Here is a 15,655-nt window from a genome sequence, read left to right as displayed (position 1 = left end):
TGCCGCCAATCCGACGCTCAACCACAAGCCTCACCCCCTCCATCACCCACCCCTCGCCCCGCGCAACGCGATCAACCCTCGCCGCAGCCACAGCAGCTGCTGCGGCGGCATCTGGCGCAGGTGTTCGTAGTCCATCACCGTGACGTTATAGACCGTGCTCCTCACCTGCGGGCCGTCCTGGCAGCGCAGCAGGATGCCCTGCAGGGCCATCATGCGGTTGCTGGCTTTGCGGGCGCGGTCGGCGAGGCTTTCGGTCACTTCGCCTTCGTGGCCTTTGACAGTGAAGAGCGATTGGGCGCGCGGGCTCGGGGCCGGGATGCCGGTGGTCTTGTGGTAGCGGGCCATGGCCTCGGCATAGTCGTCGCCGGCCTGGCGCTGCTCGGCGCTGATCAAGCCGTCGAGGAACATGCGGCCGAGGGTATAACCGGCAAACGGGCTCTTGACCGTCTCGTCATCGACCGTCCGGCCGAAGCCGTGGATGCGGCGGCGGGCTGATATGGCGACGCTGATATTGTCCTTCTCGGTCTCGAAAGGCTTGATCTTGCCGCAGGGAAAACGCTCGACATTCTCCTTGCGCGGCCGGCCGGCGCCCTTGTTTGCCCGTTGTGTCCTAGCCTTGGCTGCTTTGCCACCCATGCTGATTGTCCTTCCTATCGAATGATGCCGTTGCGCAGTGCGGCGGCGACCAGGGCGGTATCCTTGAAGATGCCGAGTCTCGCCTTGGCGTTGGCGATGTGGGTATTCACCGTGATGTGGGAGATGCCGAGAATGGTGCCGATCTCGGCGGCGGTCTTTCCGGCCGCCATCCAGCCGATGATTTCGGTCTCGCGTGGGGTGATCTTGCTCATGGCGCCGGCCCATCGATGAACGGCACGCGCGGCATCGTCACTTCGGCGCCGGAAAACGTCACCCGCCGGACGCGGTCGGGATGGCGGATCGGCGCGGCATCGGCCTCCGGCGGCTTCTGCCTTGTGTCCTGCCTGGCATCCTGCCTGGCGGGGAACCTGTCGCGGTTGCGGTGCGCCATGTTGATGACGGTGTTCTTCTTCGAGCCGAACAGCTCGGCGATCGCTCTTGCCGAGCGCCCTTCCTGCCAAAGCTGCGCGGCCTTGACGATCCTGTCTTCCGTCCAGAATAGGTCTCTCACCCTGCTGCCTCCTGCGCGTCGCGCGCGGCTCTTGCGATGATCGGGTTGTCGGGAAACATTTTCGCCAGCTCGCGCTTGGCGCTGCAGCTGCCATTGGCGGCATCGCGCAGCAGCTGCATCTTGTAGGCGGCGACCTTCGGCTTCGGTGCCTCGGCTTCCCGTTCGATGCGCGGGCGGCTTTGGGCTGCCATCGCCGCCTGCTGATTTCGGCACTCCTCGGCAAAACTGGCGCTGCTCGGGGCAAAGGCGCGGTTATGATCCCTCACCTTCCCGGAGATGAAGCCTCTGGCGGCGCGCCAGACCGCCTCGGCCGAAATGCCGTCGATGGCGACGAGATAGGCGCGGATCTGCATATCGGGATCAGTGCCGGCGGATGCCGGGAAGCCCGAAAGCATCCCCGCTATGATCTTCACCGGAGAGGAAATCTCTTGCGGCATCGACTGTCGTCCTTCTCGTGCTGCTGTTGATCGACCCGGCTTCCCTCGCCTTCTCCTTGAGGTACCAGTCGCATTTGATCGCCTGCCAGCCGCGGAAGATCTGCATCTCGGCGGCGCCGGCCGGATCGCCGGTCAGCAGATATTCCCTGGCCTGCATCCGGGCGGCATAGGCCGTCAGCGGCTTCCTCAGCGTGCGCTTGCGATGCTCGATGACGGCTGCCGCCAGCTCCTCCCCCAGCACCGGGCTGAGGATGTCCATGATGTCCTTGCTCATTGCGTCCTTCGCCATACCGTTTCCTTTCTGTCGCCGATCGAGCCACGGCCCCGCCGTGACCTCAAATCCGCCGTTGCCCGCCGAAAAAATTGACTGAACTGCCCGGCTTGAGGCGCGGGGAAAACCGGCGGATCTCAGCGCCGGCATGATCCAGCCCCGCGGTGTCGCCCTTCGCGGCGCTTCGAAGCCGGTGGATCTCGGTCTCGACCGAAGGCACCGACACGCCGAGGATGGCTGCGATTTCGATATAGTCCCGGCCGGTGCGGAAGAGCTCGAGCGCGTTCATGCCAGTGATCCTTGTTGTCCATTTCGAGCGCAGCGCACCGTTGCCGCCGAAGCGGGGGCTGCCCCGGTGCTTGATTTCGAATTCTGTTGCGGGAGCAAAGGCTCCGGTCGTCTGCCGGGCTACTACCCGGGGAATTGATGCCGGCGTCGCCGAGGGAGGCGACGACGCCAGCCACCGACAGCCGTCAGGGAGGGGTGAGGCTATCGGGATCGGTGATCTCCCGCATGTCTTTCGGGCTGGTCTGCCGGTCGCAATTTTCGCAGTGGCGCTCGATCACCTCGGCAATCGACAGCGCCTTGCCGCACATCGGGCAGCCGGTGTAACGGCGGCTTCCGCGCTGGATCAGGCCGATTGCCGCCAGGGTGGAGGGGCTGATGGTCTCGCTGTTTGTCATGTGCACTAGGGTATATTTAATACCCTATATGTCAAGCACAATAGGGCATGACATATACCCTAAATTGGGGTATTTTTTATATCATGTTGAAAGATCAGGAACAATTTGAACGCGAAGAACGCGCAAAGCGGCTGGTCATGGCCAGGAAAAACGCCGGCTTTGCCGGGCCGAAAGCGATCGTCGATCGGTTCGGCTGGAATGCGAATGTCTACAAGGCGCATGAGTCCGGCCGCAACGGCTTCGGCATTGCCGATGCGAAGAAATATGCCCGCGCCTTCAAGGTCAATCTCAACTGGCTGCAGTTCGGAACCGGCAATGCGCTCGATCCGGATGAGCTGCCGGTCTCCGTCGCCGACGTGCCGAAGATCTCCTGGGTCAGCGCCGGCCAGCTGAGCGAGCAGGCGCCGATCACCGACTTTTCGGAATTCCCGACGGTGGCCGCCCTCGATCTGCCCGATGGCGAATGGATCGCGCTCGAGGTCGAAGGCAATTCGATGAACAAGATCTCGCCGCCGGGCTCGATCATCTTCGTCAATCTTCGCGACAAGCGCCTGGCGCCGAACGCGCTCTATGTCGTCGCCGACGAAACCGGTGCTGCTACCTACAAGCGTTATCGCCCGAACGACGACCCGCCCTTCCAGCCCGCTTCCTACGAGGATGTGTCGCCGCCGGAATTCCAGGGCGCCGTCACCATCGTCGGCCGCGTCCGCCGGTCGATCATCGAGATGTAGGGACCGATGCTCGGCAGCAATACTGCAAATCAGCCCTATTCATCAAGGAAACCAAGATGATCCGCCCTTCCTCGCGCGCCGGCCGAATCTGGTTCTATATCGTCACCCTCGCGGTGTTTCTGCTGACCTTCAGCGCCGCCCGCGAGATGTACGGCCTGTAGGATTTCGCTCCGATCTCCCCGATCCGGCGACCAGGATCTATCAGGGTCTCGGGCATTCCTCCTGAAACCAAAAATTGTGGAAGCTCCGAATGCCGCGCTTGCATCTCTTGTCACCGCCAGCAGGATCGATCGCATGGCTGCGGGGAACCTGTCCTTCGGCACTCCCTCCTCCACCGATCGTAAACTCCGATCATCTCGTCGGTGATTTCGATCTCGTTGCGCATGGCCGGCGTCCGTTTTTCTCGCTGCATCAGACTCCAAGATAGGCTTTGATTTCTATCTCTCTGTCTTAGCTCCTGAAGGCTGGTGAGGGAGGGTTCCGGCCAAAGCTTCCCCCTACCCCATGAGCAAAGCCCATGAAGCCGGGAGAGCATTGGCCAGGTCCTGAAGGCCGGAGCCGGGATGGGACACGTGCCAGAGGGGCCATTCGCTTCGCCCTCGTCCTGATTTTCTGACAGCGCACTTAAGGACTTTCGCTTCCCGCGCCGCTGGGCTTCGTCAGCTCGGGAGTTGCACCCGGTCGCCCAATCACTGGCGACAGACATACGCCTATGATTCGTACCTCGTCAATCTGTAGGGTATTTTTTATACCTGATACCATTGACGCAATCGGGTATGATATATACCTTCTTCTCACAAACCGATCAGAGGCGCGTGAGGGGACAGGCGATGCAGCACATCCGCAATATCGAGACCGAGGAGAGCAAACGTGACGCCCGCTGGAATGGCGCGTGGGGGATGAACGACTGCAGCGCCTATATGGCGATCGAGGCGCAGCGCATGGGCGCCCTCGGCTTTGCCTTCCTGCGCCGTCCCGAACATTCGATCCGCGGCCCGTCCTGGCTGCGCGGCGCTGCGGCCTCGGTCGCGGAGCATTACCGCTATGCCCGCGAGATCATGGGCATGACCGATCACGATCAGCTTTACGCCTGAGGAGAACGGAGATGCCTGCCGATTGCATCATCAAGGCGTTTTCCGGCTGCGCCTGCTTGAGCCGTGAATGCGTGGAAAAGCCCCTCACCCCGGCGCCGGTCACCTTCATCTCCCGGCGCAAGCAGGCCATCGCCTGCCTTACCTTCGGCTTCCTCGCCGCGATCATCACGGCCGCCTGGATGGAGACGCAGTTCAAGCACCAGGATCGCACCGATCAGGAACAGGTCTCATGGAAGTGAGCCAGGACTTTGCCCGATATCACCGATCACGAGCTGTACTTGATGTCGCTCGCCTTGGCCGCAGTGATGAAGGCCCGCCGCACCTGCTCGGGCTCGGCGGCATCGTTGAAGACGTCAAGCACAAGCCGCTCAGCAACCTTGGCCGCCGCCGTCTGGTCGGGCCAGTCATTCAGCAAAGTGTTGCCGGCCTGGACGACATTATAGACCGTCCTCACCTTGCCATTGATGGTGATCTTCACCGGTTTGAAGCTTCGTCGCTTGCTCATGGCGCAGTATCTCACACGGAACTCGACTCAACGAATCACTTTGGGACTCGTTCCGGTTGATTCGAAAACCGGCGCATCAAAGCTGATTCGGGCAATGCCGATGCCGCGCGCTGCTGTTCAATCGCGTCGTTATAATTTTCCTGCAGAAAAATTATAACTGGAGAGAAGAGCGAGCTGGTGAAGGCCTTCTGCGGCAAGGGACCGATCTAAACCCTACCTTCCAAACGAGATCGTGATATGCTCGGAGTCCAATTTGGAGAAACAACTATGTTGAAAAATCATATAGTTGGACTGGCGGTTGGCGCGCTTGCGGTTTTTTTGACCGACGCAGTCGCGACCGCCGACCCGCTCCCCAAAGGTTTTGAACGCCACAAGTTCAACGGATCGGTCAGACCAGAAGTCAAGGACGGCGTGACCCGGTTTCAGATATTCGACCGTCAGTGTTCCAATGTCGACTATGGAGATGGACGCGGCGAAAATGATTGTCGCAATGGCAACGTCCGCTCGACGATTCGCTATACGCGAGACATGAAGGCTGGCGAAAGCGTCGAATACACGTTTGATTTCCGGCTCGATCCGACTTTTGCCTACGAAGGCTGGCACAACAACTCCGCAAATGGCTTTTATCCCGATGGCCGGGACAGCCATTTGCGTTTCGCCTCCTGGGAAGGGCCGGCAGTCCACAATTTCATCTACATGCTGAAAGCCGACACGCGCAACGGCGTGAACTTTCTCGCCCACCAGTGCCAAAAACCGGGAGATTTCGGCAAATGGGCGACATTCTCGCTGAAAATCCGATGGGCAAGCGATGAGAGCGGATGGGTTACGGCAAGCTGCGACAACAAGGTGATCTACGCCGCCGAAGGCGAAGCAACCAACCAGGCTCCGAATTGCTGGGAATCGAACGAGTGCGAGCCGCAATCACACCGCGACCCGAAATCATTCAACTTCATTCTCGGCCCGGTGATGATGGGTTGGGGTCATGACTGGAAGACCTATGACAATCATACGTCCCAGTTTGACGTGGTGCAGCGCGATGGTATCGGCATCGATGTCCGCAATATCAGTGTGACCCGCGGTGTCAGCGACTATTCCGCCGAACAAGCAGGCTTGCTCAAGAGGTTGCAGCAGCAACTGGCTCAGTTGGGCTGCAAGCCAGGGAATGTTGAGGGCAAGCCTGACAAGGCAACACGGCAAGCCGCGCTCTCTTGCCGCAAGTTCAAGAGCGGTTCGCTTCCCCAAGCGCTCAACCTCACGACGCTGCAGGCCTTCGCTGACGCCTATGCCAGGCCGGAGACCGCAAGTCTGCCTTCAGGCAACGCCGCGGCGGCTTCCGAAAACGTTTCGTCAAAGCCGAGGATCTATATCAAGCTGGGCGAAATGCTTGCCATGACGACCGGCAAAGACACCAAGGTGAATTCCGACTTCTTTGGCAAGATCAAAGGCGCCAAGAAGGGGCAGAACGAGCTGGACTTCATTATACTGGGTCAGTTCGACTACGCTGACAACACGTTCAGCCAGCTGTCATTTCTTCTGCAAGACAAGCTCTCCAAGGCCGAAGTGAATGCGGCGGCCAAGTGCGGCTATGGGACGATCAAATTTCCGGACGGCTCAGATCATGTGGAGATCGGCATGCAACGTTCCGGAAACACGTTCTCGTCCCCGCCAAGAACTGACTGCTTGATTCAAGCGCTCGGCAAACGACCGGCATCGCAGGTTCCCTACCTCACCACGGGGTTTGCCGATCTGGCTAAATCAATGGTTTCCGACGGCAGTTGGAAGAAACTCAGGCATGAAGGTTTGAAGATATTTGTGAAACGTGTTGCCGATGGTGAGATCACAGTCGGCGGCTGAGATCGCAGCAAACATGCTGGGGATTTTTGCAGACATCAGCGAGAAACGAAAAACCCCGCCGGAGCGGGGGTTCTATCTGGTCGGAGTGAGAGGATTCGAACCTCCGACCCCCACGTCCCGAACGTGGTGCGCTACCAGACTGCGCTACACTCCGTGACCAGCGGCGCTTCTATAGAACAGCCTATCTGGTTGCACAAGCACCAAATCCCAAAAAGCCGGTGGAATTTTTGACGGGTTGATGACAGGGCGGGCGGTGCGCCGCTGCTGCAAAAAGACACACTCGGAGCAAATCGTCGGGAAGTGCCACAGGGGCAATTTTCTTTTGCCGGGTTCCGCGCTAAAGGGCTCGACGGGACAGGCGAAAGCGCGCGTAAAGAGCGGATTCGCAGCCACTGCGCTAGAGATCAGGGACGACACGATGAAACTCCGCACCATCACCGCGGCCGGGCTTGCAATTGGGCTTGCCGGATGCACCACCATACCTTCCGCCGGCAATCCGATCGAGGCCCGCTGGGTCGGCAAATCGGCCGGCATCTTCTTTGCCGCCTACGGGCCGCCGCTCAGCGACCGCGAGGAAGGGTCGACCACCGTCTATACCTGGCGCGGCGGCTACAAGACCGTGCGCATTCCGGCTAAATATGCCGAAGGCGCCGACGGCAAGCGCGGCAAGCAGATCGCGTCGGCCCGCACCTCCTATCTGCGCTGCCAGACCGAAATCACCACCAGCTCGGACTACACGATCCGCGACGTCCGCACCGTCGCCGACATTCCCGGCGTCAACGGCCCGTCCTATTGCGCCGAGTTCCTGGCGCCCGAACAGAAGTAACGGTCGACCTTAAGAGACGAGCAAACAGGCGGCCGATGTGCCGCCTGTTTTGTATTGGCTGAAAAAACGAAGACCTGCGGGTGATCGTCGGTTCACTGTGGGCGTCGAAGGATGTGGCCCTGGTTGTGCTCTTCGGTGCTCTCGGCTACATTTTGCGCAAGGCTCCGCCTTGATGTTGCTGACACTCATTCTGCCGGCGATCCGCAAGGGCCGCAAAGCGGCATTCGATGCGAGCGAGGACTGGACTAAGTGATGACAGTCGCTCGAACGAAGCCGGCGAGCCATCCGTTGCGAGGCGTCCTGGCGCTGGACGATTTCGAGGCCAAAGCGCGGCGCCATCTGCCGCGCCCGCTGTTCGGCTACATTGCCGGCGCGAGTGAGACCAACGCATCCCTGCGGATGAACAGGGATGCGTTTCAGACATACGCTTTCAAGCCGAGAGTGCTCATCGACGTTTCGGCGCGCAGTAGCGAAACATCGATCTTCGGAACCAGATATGCGGGGCCTTTCGGCATCGCGCCGATGGGGATCAGCGCCTTGATGGCCTATCGCGGCGACCTGGTTCTGGCATCGGCAGCGGCGCAGGCAGGCATTCCGATGATCATGAGCGGCTCGTCGCTGATCCGGATGGAGGAGGTGGCAGAAGTCAATCCCGATGCCTGGTTCCAGGCCTATCTGCCTGGCGCGCCGGATCGAATTGACGCCCTGGTAGACCGTGTTGCGGCTGCCGGTTTTAAAACCATCCTGCTGACGGTCGATACCGCAACGCTGGCAAACCGTGAGAACAACATCAGGGCGGGGTTTTCGACGCCGCTGCGTCCCAGTCTTCGGCTGCTCTGGGAAGGCCTGTCACACCCGCGCTGGAGCCTCGGAACATTTCTTCCCACACTCGCAAACCACGGCATGCCGCATTTCGAGAATTCCTACGCCGAGCGGGGTGCGCCGATCATCTCCTCCAAGGTGATGCGTGACTTCGCCAAGCGGGATCATCTGAACTGGTCGCACTTGCAGCGCATCCGCAGCAGATGGAGCGGGAACCTGGTGGTCAAGGGCATTCTGCACGAAGACGATGCCGTCAAGGCGGTGGAGGCCGGCGCCAACGGCATCATCGTCTCGAACCATGGCGGCCGGCAACTGGATGGCGCAATGTCGCCATTGCAAGCGCTGCCGGGAATCGTCGAAAAGACCGGACAGTCCGCGACCATCATGATCGATGGCGGCATAAGGCGGGGAACCGATATTCTCAAGGCGCTGGCGTTGGGCGCGAAGTTCACATTCGTTGGAAGACCGTTTCTTTACGCGGCCGCAGTTGCCGGACAGGCGGGCGCCGAGCGCGCAATCGAGATCCTTCAGACGGAAATTCAGCAGAACATGGCGCTGCTCGGCATTACCTCGCTTGCCGAGCTCAATGAACAGCACGTTCTGCGACATCACGGCTAAAGAGAAGTGCGCCTCAAATCGGTGCGCCCGCCAAGCAGCGCGCGGGCAGGTCGACAGATTTGTTGATCCAACGGCACACCTGCGACCAAACCCCGTCTCAAAAAGGGGCTTGCCGCACTCAACCGTCCGGCGTATCTATTGGCCGTCGCGAAAAGCGGCTGCTTCCCTTGATCCGCTCAGTGGCGGAGTAAACAGGTGGACGAATTGTCGTCCAGGCGGTCGAGCACACGCCATCCATGCGCCAGCGCATGGTTCGGCCAGCATTTCCCAGAAACCAAACGCCTGACACAGCGTCAGACTTCATCGTGAGCCATCGGCGTCCCCGAGCAATTCCACTGGTTTGTCCAGGTATTGCCCGGCGACCAAGGCTGGAGCCGTTTTTCGCCTTGATGAAGGCGGGAACCGCTCCGGCGGTGCTGCAGGCTCGCGTCGACCCGGAACGCACCATGACCAGATCCCTTATCGTCATCTTCACCGCCATTGTCCTCGATGCCGTCGGCATCGGGCTGATTTTCCCGATCCTGCCGTCGCTGCTGCGCGATATCACCCATGCCGAAAACGTCGCGCCCATGATCGGCACGATGACCGCGCTCTATGCGGTGATGCAGTTCATCTTCGCGCCGGTGCTCGGCGCCCTCAGCGACCGGCTGGGCCGCCGGCCGGTGCTGTTGATTTCGCTGGCGGGCGCCGCCGTCAACTACCTGTTCCTGGCGTTTGCGCCCAATCTTTGGATGCTGTTCCTCGGCCGGGCGATCGCCGGGCTGACCAGCGCCAACATTTCGGTGGCCTCAGCCTATATCACCGACATTTCGCCGGAGGAGAAGCGCGCCCGCCGCTTCGGGCTTTTCAATGCGATGTTCGGCCTCGGCTTCATCATCGGCCCGGTCGCCGGCGGCGTGCTCGGCGACCATTGGCTGCGGCTGCCCTTCATCGCTGCGGCCGCGCTCAATGGCGCCAATCTGCTGCTCGCCTTCTGCATCCTGCCGGAATCGCGCCCGGGCAGCCGCGAGACAATCGACCTTTCCTCGCTCAATCCGCTGAAACCGCTGCGCGCGGTGCTGGAGGTCAAAAGCCTGCTGCCGCTCGTCATCCTGTTCTTCATCTTCAGCGCCACCGGCGAGGCCTACGGCACCTGCTGGGCGCTGTGGGGACAGGATGCCTTCCAGTGGAACGGGCTTTCGATCGGCCTTTCCCTCGGCGCCTTCGGCATCTGCCAGACCCTTGCCCAGGCCTTTCTGCCCGGACCGGCCGTCAAGCTTTTCGGCGAACGCGCGGCGATCCTGACGGGTGTCGCCGGCGTCTCAATCGCGCTCACCGTCATGGCCTTTGCCGGAAGCGGCTGGATGATCTTCGCGATCATGCCGATCTTCGCGCTCGGCGGCATCGGCGTGCCGGCGCTGCAGTCGCTGGCCACCCGGCAGGTCGACGAGAACAGCCAGGGCCAGTTCCAGGGCGTGCTCGCCTCGGCCGTCAGCCTCGCCTCGATCGTCGCGCCGCTCGCCTTCTCCAGCCTCTATTTCCTCACCCGGGAGGAATGGCCAGGCGCCATCTGGCTATCGGTCGTCATCGTCTACGCGCTCACCGTGCCGCTGGTTCTCGGCTTGCGGCTGAAGACGGCGGAGCGGGCGGCGGTTTGGTGACATGAACGCGGTGCTTGCGGCCATGGGTCCTCGGGTCAAGCCCGATACTCGGGTCAAGCCCGAGTATGACGGAGGGTGGGGGAACGCATGCGAGAAATATCAACGTGTGCGGCGGTCTATTGGAATTGCCGCCTATCATTTACGCGATTGCCGCGCAAAACCGCTCGCGCATTTTACTGGAATTCCTCCGGACGTCTCCCCTCTTGCCGCTCGTTGTCCCCGCTCTCCGTCATACTCGGGCTTGACCCGAGTATCGGGCCTGACCCGAGGATCCGGCTTGACCCCAGTATCCACAACCAAGCACTCTGCGGGCATGGCGGGATATGTCTACATCATCACCAACCAGAAAAACGGCACGCTCTATATCGGCGTGACATCCGATCTGGAGCGCCGCATCTATGAACATCGCGAAGGGCTGACGAAGGGCTTTGCCTGGAAATATGGGTGCACACGCCTCGTCTGGTACGAGGAACATTGGGATATCGGCAGCGCGATCCAGCGTGAGAAGTCGTTGAAACGCTGGTACCGGCAATGGAAGATCGATCTGGTCGAGGCGATGAATCCCGGGTGGGATGATCTCTATCTTACGCTGTGGTGACGCGAACGCAGTGCTTGCGGCCATGGGTCCTCGGGTCAAGCCCGAGGACGACGGAGGGTGGGGGAGCGAGCGCGACAAATAGCGAAGTATGCCGCGGTCTATTGGAATTGCCGCCTATTAATTTTACGCGATTACCGCGCAAGACCGCTCGCGCATTTTACTAGAATTCCTCCGGACGTATCCCCTCTTGCCGCTCGTTGTCCCCGCTCTCCGTCATACTCGGGCTTGACCCGAGTATCCACGCCGCAAGCACTCCGCTTGAATTGTTCGGCGATCGCTATTGTCAGTGTGAGCGCAACGCAGCGCTTGCAGCATGGGTCCTCGGGTCAAGCCCGATACTCGGGTCAAGCCCGAGTATGACGGAGGGTGGTGGAGCCTATGGGGCAAGGGCCGCAAACGCGTGATGTTTTGTTAGAATTGCCGTCGTGCCGTCGTTGTTTACGCAATTCCCATTTTGCTGGAATTCCCTCCAGACGTCTCGCCTCTTGCCCCGCGTGCCCCACCCTCCGTCATACTCGGGCTTGACCCGAGTATCGGGCTTGACCCGAGTATCGATGCCGCAAGCATTTCGCTTGAATTTGTTCGGCGCCTGACGCCGGCCAAGCCCCGCCTACGCCGCCTCGCCCGCCTGCACCGCACCCTCCGCCAGCTTGCGCGCCGCGACGAAATCGACCTTGCCGGAGCCCAGCACCGGGACCTTGCCGATGGTGACCTCGGCCGGCACCATCATGTCCATGGCGCCCTTCGACTTGGCGAAGGCGAGGAATTCTGTGCGGGTGGCATTGGGGGCGTCGGTCAGCAGCACCAGGCGCTCGCCCTTCTTGGCGTCCGGCAGCGAGGAGACGACCGAGAGGGCGCCGGGCCAGAGTTCGGCGGCGAGCGTTTCGACGGCGGCGAGCGAGATCATTTCGCCGGCGATCTTGGCGAAGCGTTTGGCGCGGCCGCGGATCTTGACGAAGCCGTCCTCGTCGATGGTGACGATGTCGCCGGTATCGTGCCAGCCATCGGCGAGCGGCTCGAGCACGCCGGGCTTTTCGGCGCGGAGATAACCGGCCATGACATTGGCGCCGCGCACATGCAGCCTGCCGCCCTCGTCGATGCCGGGCACCGGTTCGAGCTTCCAATCCATGCCCGGCAGGATTTTGCCGACGGTGCCCGATTTGTTGTACATCGGCGTGTTGATCGAAATCACCGGCGCGGTCTCGGTGACGCCGTAACCTTCGAGAATGCGCAGGCCGAATTTTTCCATATAGGTCTGGCGGGTTGCGGCCTTCACCGGCTCGGCGCCGGAGAAGATATAGCGGATCGAGCGGAAATCGTAAGGATGCGCCGTCCTGGCATAACCGTTGAGAAAGGTGTCGGTGCCGAAGATGATCGTGGCGTTGGAGACATAGATCAGTTCCGGCACGATGCGGTAATGCAGCGGCGACGGATAGAAATAGACCGGCACGCCTGAGATCAGCGGCAGCACCGTGCCGGCCGTCAGCCCGAAGGAATGGAAAACGGGTAAGATGTTGAACACCTTGTCGCCGCTGTGGAAATCGATGCGGGCGGCGGCCTGGGCGGCGTTCGACAGGATGTTGCGGTGGGTCAGCACCACGCCCTTCGGCGTGCCCTCGGAGCCCGAGGTGAAGAGGATCACCGCCGGATCGTCCGGCTGGCGTTTCACCAGCGGCCGCCCCTTGCGCAGAAGCCCACGGATCTTGTCCATCAGGCCGATCTCGGCCCTGAGATCATCGAGCCAGACGATCGTCACCTGCTTTTCCATCTCTTCGATCACCGCGCCGAGCTTGGCCTGGGTGACGAAGGCGCGCGAGGTCAGCACGTGCTTGATCTCGGCGGCCTTGCAGGCGGAGAGAATATTGGCCGCACCGGCAGTAAAATTCAGCATCGCCGGCACCTTGCCCGCGCTCATCACGCCGAGCAGCGTGGCGGCGGCGCCATTGGCATTCGGCAGCATGACGCCGAGGTTCGTCTCCGGGAATTTGGCGCGGAATTTGGCGCCGAGCACGGCAGCGCCGGTCAGGAGCTTGCCATAGGTCAGCCTGCCGGTGACCGGATCCTCGACGGCTGGCTTTTTCATGCCGAATTCGTGGCCGGCCTCGATGACGCGGCCAAGAACGGTCGATGAGGTGTCGGCAGTCTGGAACATCAGGTTCGACATCACCTGATAAAGTGCTGCACCCGCCGCGGTGCGGCGCTTGCGGCCTTTCAGCTCCGGGGGAACGTCGAGCTTCACCGGCTCGAGAATGGTGACCTTGACCTTGGGGAACAGCCGGCGGCGGATCTTGCCGTTGTCAAGGTAAGAGAGATAGCTCTTCTCCAGCCCGTCGATCCGCACCGGCACCACCATCGAGCCTGTTTTGTCGGCAACCATGGCGGCGCCGTCATAGACCTTCATCAGCGTTCCGGTCACCGTCAGCCGTCCCTCGGGGAAGATGCCGATCGGGTTGCCGTCCTGCACCACCTTGATCAGCGAGCGCGTCGCCATCGGCTTGGTCGGGTCGAGCGGCAGGAATTTGCACATTTTCAGGAAGGGCCGCACCCACCAGGCCTGGGCGATCTTGTAATCGACGGCAAAGGTCGGCTCTTCCTCGGTGATGGCGAGCGCCAAGGCGCCATCGAGCAGGCTGACGTGATTGAGGGCGATGATCGGCGCCCGGCCGGCCTTCTTGATATTCTCCAACCCCTCGACCTCGAGGCGCATGAAGGCGCGGAACAGGATCGAGATGAAATCGCGGAAGGGATTGGTCGGCAGCGTTTTCAGCATCAGCCAGGCGACGGCGAAATTGATGATGCCGAGGCCGATCAGGATCTGCGGAATAGAAGCGCCGAGCGCCTGGATGGCGGCGACCAGGCCGAGGCCGACGGTGATGAACAGCGCCGACAGCACATTGGCGGCGCCGATGACGCGGGCGCGGCGGTCCTCATGCGCCCAGGTCTGCAGCGCGGCGAAGGTGGGAACGGCGATGAAGGCGCCCGAAATCGCCATGCCGGCGAGATCGATGGCGACGCGGATGGTATTTTGACCGGCAAAGAAATCGGCAATCGTCGTTGCGTGGACAGCCGATGCCAGGCCCCAGAGGTTCCAGGCGAGGTCGAGGCTGAAGAGGCCGAGCAGCGCCGTTCCCACCGGGGCCGGCAGCAGCACGATGCGGCCTGACGACATCCAGGCGGCAATGCCCGAGCCGACGGCGACGGCGATGGCAAAAACGGTGAGATAGGCGGGAACGACCAGTTCGGAGCCGCCGAGCAGCTCGGTCACCATGGTCGGCAGGATCGACAGCACGAAAGCGCCGACCAGCCAGAACCAGCAGTTCATCAGCGCCGAACGCCACAGCCGCTTATCCCTACGGATTTCCATCACCAGCGTGTAGCTGGAGCGGATGACATTGCGGTCGATCTGCAGATCCGGCGCCTTCGAGCCGGTGGGAGGGATCATCCGGCTGGCCAGCCAGCAGAGCACCGACAGCCCCATCATCATCGAGCCGAACAGCAGCACATTGTCGCCGCTCGAGAAGGCGAGCGCGGCGATGATGGTGCCGGCGAGGATGGCGATGAAGGTGCCGCCCTCGATCCAGGCATTGGCCTTCGGCAGGTCGCGGCGTTCGAGGTGATCGGGCAGGATGCCGTATTTGATCGGACCGAACAGCGCCGAGATGACGCCGAAGCCGAAGAGGGCCGCCATCAGCACAAAGATCGAGGAAAAGCCGAGGCCGACCACGGCAAGCGCGGCAATGCCGATCTCGCAGCGTTTCAGCAGTTCGGCGATCTTCGCCTTGTCGTGTTTGTCGGCCAGCTCGCCGCCGAGCGCCGACAACAGCAGGAAGGGCACGATGAGGATGACGCCGGCAAGCGTCACCAGGGCGGCGCCCTCGCTGGCCGACATCTTGAAGAGAATGAGGAACACCAAAGTGTTCTTCAGAAAATTGTCGTTGAACGCGGTCAGGAACTGGGTCCAGAACAGCGGCGCGAATTTCCTGGATGTCATCAGCTTGTTTTGCACGGGCGCTTTCCTCTATCGGCTGGCAGAGAAGGCCACAGAGTTGTTACGCAATGGTTGAGTGCGAAAACAACTCTGCGCTGTGGTTAACGAAGGTCAATCTTCGTCGCTACGATTGAATTTGACGAGCAGTTTTTCGGTGCGGGCATCCTCGACCTTGCGGATCAACTTTTCGGATTCGGCATTGTCGCGCAGCGTCTTGGTGATGTTCACCGTGGTCTGCACCAGCATCAATATGCCCATGGCGAGATAGCCTTTGCCCCAGAGATCGAGCGGCATCATGTACAGGCCGAGCGCCAGCATGAAGGCGGCCGAGCCGAAGGAGATGTAGGAGAAGCTGACCCAGCTGGAGGAGTGTTTCTGGAAACTGTCGTTCATGATCGTAATCCCTATGTTCGATGGATTGGATGGTTGGATGGATGCGGT

The 15,655-nt window shown here is 61.3% G+C and carries 18 protein-coding genes and 1 tRNA gene; 8 read left to right on the top strand and 11 right to left on the bottom strand.

Going from position 1 to position 15,655, the window contains the following annotated elements; all coding sequences use genetic code 11:
* Positions 1-42 precede the first annotated feature (42 nt).
* The 7 genes from HJB84_RS22555 to HJB84_RS22525 form a co-directional block, all read right to left on the bottom strand.
* A complete protein-coding gene (locus tag HJB84_RS22555; protein ID WP_207583294.1) occupies positions 43-636 on the bottom strand; it encodes a hypothetical protein in 594 nt (197 codons plus the stop codon).
* Positions 637-650: 14 nt separating this feature from the next.
* The gene (locus HJB84_RS22550) at positions 651-848 is read right to left on the bottom strand and encodes a response regulator transcription factor (protein ID WP_207583293.1); all 198 of its coding nucleotides are present in this window, start codon (positions 846-848) and stop codon (positions 651-653) included.
* Complete coding sequence (locus HJB84_RS22545; RefSeq protein WP_221116955.1) at positions 845-1,147, bottom strand: GcrA cell cycle regulator; 303 nt, start codon at positions 1,145-1,147, stop codon at positions 845-847. The genes HJB84_RS22550 and HJB84_RS22545 overlap by 4 nt, the downstream gene beginning before the upstream one ends.
* Complete coding sequence (locus tag HJB84_RS22540; protein ID WP_207584270.1) at positions 1,144-1,542, bottom strand: hypothetical protein; 399 nt, start codon at positions 1,540-1,542, stop codon at positions 1,144-1,146. The genes HJB84_RS22545 and HJB84_RS22540 overlap by 4 nt, the downstream gene beginning before the upstream one ends.
* Entirely contained in the window at positions 1,508-1,873 is a 366-nt protein-coding gene (locus HJB84_RS22535; RefSeq protein WP_207583291.1) for a hypothetical protein, read from the bottom strand. Before HJB84_RS22535 ends, HJB84_RS22540 begins: the two co-directional genes overlap by 35 nt.
* Before the next feature lie 46 nt (positions 1,874-1,919).
* Complete coding sequence (locus HJB84_RS22530) at positions 1,920-2,144, bottom strand: sigma-70 family RNA polymerase sigma factor (RefSeq protein WP_221116954.1); 225 nt, start codon at positions 2,142-2,144, stop codon at positions 1,920-1,922.
* A gap of 184 nt (positions 2,145-2,328) precedes the next feature.
* Positions 2,329-2,538, bottom strand: a complete 210-nt coding sequence (locus HJB84_RS22525) for a hypothetical protein (RefSeq protein ID WP_246762724.1) — start codon at positions 2,536-2,538, stop codon at positions 2,329-2,331.
* Positions 2,539-2,621: 83 nt separating this feature from the next.
* On the opposite strand from HJB84_RS22525, the gene HJB84_RS22520 reads away from it, so the two are divergent.
* The 3 genes from HJB84_RS22520 (at position 2,622) to HJB84_RS22510 (ending at position 4,602) form a co-directional block, all read left to right on the top strand.
* The gene (locus tag HJB84_RS22520; RefSeq protein WP_221116953.1) at positions 2,622-3,269 is read left to right on the top strand and encodes a S24 family peptidase; all 648 of its coding nucleotides are present in this window, start codon (positions 2,622-2,624) and stop codon (positions 3,267-3,269) included.
* An 830-nt stretch (positions 3,270-4,099) separates the two neighbouring features.
* Positions 4,100-4,363: a hypothetical protein gene (locus HJB84_RS22515; protein WP_207583289.1), complete on the top strand. Its 264-nt coding sequence runs from the start codon at positions 4,100-4,102 to the stop codon at positions 4,361-4,363.
* A gap of 11 nt (positions 4,364-4,374) precedes the next feature.
* Positions 4,375-4,602 (top strand): hypothetical protein, encoded by a 228-nt coding sequence (locus HJB84_RS22510; protein WP_221116952.1) that lies wholly within the window; start codon positions 4,375-4,377, stop codon positions 4,600-4,602.
* Positions 4,603-4,628: 26 nt separating this feature from the next.
* Here HJB84_RS22510 and HJB84_RS22505 read toward each other — a convergent pair whose 3' ends face one another.
* Positions 4,629-4,868: a DUF982 domain-containing protein gene (locus HJB84_RS22505; RefSeq protein ID WP_207583287.1), complete on the bottom strand. Its 240-nt coding sequence runs from the start codon at positions 4,866-4,868 to the stop codon at positions 4,629-4,631.
* Between the two features lie 267 nt (positions 4,869-5,135).
* Here HJB84_RS22505 and HJB84_RS22500 point away from each other — a divergent pair, with 267 nt between their 5' ends.
* A complete protein-coding gene (locus tag HJB84_RS22500; RefSeq protein WP_221116951.1) occupies positions 5,136-6,722 on the top strand; it encodes a hypothetical protein in 1,587 nt (528 codons plus the stop codon).
* A gap of 77 nt (positions 6,723-6,799) precedes the next feature.
* Here the strand turns inward: HJB84_RS22500 and HJB84_RS22495 are convergent.
* Positions 6,800-6,876 (bottom strand) — tRNA-Pro (locus HJB84_RS22495).
* A 264-nt stretch (positions 6,877-7,140) separates the two neighbouring features.
* Between HJB84_RS22495 and HJB84_RS22490 the strand changes: the two genes are divergently transcribed.
* The 4 genes from HJB84_RS22490 (at position 7,141) to HJB84_RS22475 (ending at position 11,226) form a co-directional block, all read left to right on the top strand.
* The gene (locus HJB84_RS22490) at positions 7,141-7,548 is read left to right on the top strand and encodes a hypothetical protein (protein WP_221116950.1); all 408 of its coding nucleotides are present in this window, start codon (positions 7,141-7,143) and stop codon (positions 7,546-7,548) included.
* Between the two features lie 252 nt (positions 7,549-7,800).
* Positions 7,801-8,988 (top strand): alpha-hydroxy acid oxidase, encoded by a 1,188-nt coding sequence (locus HJB84_RS22485; protein WP_207583284.1) that lies wholly within the window; start codon positions 7,801-7,803, stop codon positions 8,986-8,988.
* Positions 8,989-9,434: 446 nt separating this feature from the next.
* On the top strand, positions 9,435-10,628 hold the full coding sequence (locus HJB84_RS22480; RefSeq protein WP_221116949.1) for a TCR/Tet family MFS transporter: 1,194 nt from the start codon (positions 9,435-9,437) through the stop codon (positions 10,626-10,628).
* 313 nt (positions 10,629-10,941) lie between these two features.
* Positions 10,942-11,226 (top strand): GIY-YIG nuclease family protein, encoded by a 285-nt coding sequence (locus tag HJB84_RS22475; RefSeq protein WP_221116990.1) that lies wholly within the window; start codon positions 10,942-10,944, stop codon positions 11,224-11,226.
* 610 nt (positions 11,227-11,836) lie between these two features.
* Here HJB84_RS22475 and HJB84_RS22470 read toward each other — a convergent pair.
* Positions 11,837-15,232 carry an acyl-[ACP]--phospholipid O-acyltransferase gene (locus HJB84_RS22470; protein ID WP_221116948.1) on the bottom strand — a complete coding sequence of 1,132 codons (3,396 nt, stop codon included), beginning with the start codon at positions 15,230-15,232 and terminating at the stop codon, positions 11,837-11,839.
* Positions 15,233-15,325: 93 nt separating this feature from the next.
* Entirely contained in the window at positions 15,326-15,607 is a 282-nt protein-coding gene (locus HJB84_RS22465; RefSeq protein WP_003588051.1) for a YiaA/YiaB family inner membrane protein, read from the bottom strand.
* Positions 15,608-15,655 lie beyond the last annotated feature (48 nt).

Source organism: Rhizobium sp. NZLR1b (assembly GCF_019685155.1).
Lineage (GTDB): Bacteria > Pseudomonadota > Alphaproteobacteria > Rhizobiales > Rhizobiaceae > Rhizobium.
The sequence above is the reverse complement of the archived record's forward strand: the minus strand, read 5'-3'. Positions and strand labels throughout refer to the sequence as shown.